Source organism: Aeromonas sp. A600620 (genome assembly GCF_029479985.1).
Lineage (GTDB): Bacteria > Pseudomonadota > Gammaproteobacteria > Enterobacterales > Aeromonadaceae > Aeromonas > Aeromonas veronii_A.
Genome location: NZ_JAAKXB010000028.1, coordinates 1 through 1,537, shown reverse-complemented (window position 1 = coordinate 1,537; position 1,537 = coordinate 1). Strand labels below are relative to the sequence as shown.

Here is a 1,537-nt window from a genome sequence, read left to right as displayed (position 1 = left end):
GTTCGTCTCGTGTCTCAGTGTTGTGTCTCCGGATTTGCCTAGAAACACCACCTACGCACTTTCACCAGGACAACCGTCGCCTGGCCCACCTAGCCTTCTCCGTCCCCCCATCGCAATTACAAGTCGTGCAGGAATATTAACCTGCTTCCCATCGACTACGCCTTTCGGCCTCGCCTTAGGGGTCGACTCACCCTGCCCCGATTAACGTTGGACAGGAACCCTTGGTCTTCCGGCGAGGAGGCTTTTCACCCCCTTTATCGTTACTTACGTCAGCATTCGCACTTCTGATATCTCCAGCATACCTCTCGATACACCTTCGCAGACTTACAGAACGCTCCCCTACCACTCACACATAAGTGTGAATCCGCGGCTTCGGTGCCTGGTTTGAGCCCCGTTACATCTTCCGCGCAGGCCGACTCGACTAGTGAGCTATTACGCTTTCTTTAAATGATGGCTGCTTCTAAGCCAACATCCTAGCTGTCTGAGCCTTCCCACATCGTTTCCCACTTAACCAGAACTTTGGGACCTTAGCCGGCGGTCTGGGTTGTTTCCCTCTTCACGACGGACGTTAGCACCCGCCGTGTGTCTCCCGGATATTACTTACTGGTATTCGGAGTTTGCATGGGGTTGGTAAGTCGGGATGACCCCCTAGCCCAAACAGTGCTCTACCCCCAGTAGTATTCGTCCGAGGCGCTACCTAAATAGCTTTCGGGGAGAACCAGCTATCTCCGAGTTTGATTGGCCTTTCACCCCCAGCCACAGGTCATCCCCTAACTTTGCAACGTTAGTGGGTTCGGTCCTCCAGTTGATGTTACTCAACCTTCAACCTGCCCATGGCTAGATCACCCGGTTTCGGGTCTACACCTTGCAACTAGACGCCCAGTTAAGACTCGGTTTCCCTACGGCTCCCCTATACGGTTAACCTCGCTACAAAATGTAAGTCGCTGACCCATTATACAAAAGGTACGCAGTCACCCCGAAGGGCTCCCACTGCTTGTACGTACACGGTTTCAGGTTCTATTTCACTCCCCTCACAGGGGTTCTTTTCGCCTTTCCCTCACGGTACTGGTTCACTATCGGTCAGTCAGGAGTATTTAGCCTTGGAGGATGGTCCCCCCATATTCAGACAGGATGTCACGTGTCCCGCCCTACTCGATTTCACATCAAGGTTGTTTTCGTGTACGGGGCTATCACCCTGTATCGCCGGCCTTTCCAGGACCGTTCCACTAACTTCCAAGATGCTTAAGGGCTAATCCCCGTTCGCTCGCCGCTACTGAGGGAATCTCGGTTGATTTCTTTTCCTCGGGGTACTTAGATGTTTCAGTTCTCCCGGTTCGCCTCTGTTACCTATGTATTCAGTAACAGATACCCGAGTTATCTCGGGTGGGTTTCCCCATTCGGAAATCTGTGAGTAATAGCGTCTCTTACCGACTTCTCACAGCTTATCGCAGGTTAGTACGTCCTTCATCGCCTCTGACTGCCAAGGCATCCACCATGTACGCTTAGTCACTTAACCATACAACCCCAAGAAGTGTCG

1 rRNA gene is annotated in these 1,537 nt (G+C 52.4%); it reads right to left on the bottom strand.

Annotated features, from left to right (window positions below):
- A 23S ribosomal RNA gene (locus G5533_RS20365) occupies window positions 1-1,516 on the bottom strand; the annotation flags it as partial.
- Between the last annotated feature and the right edge of the window lie 21 nt (window positions 1,517-1,537).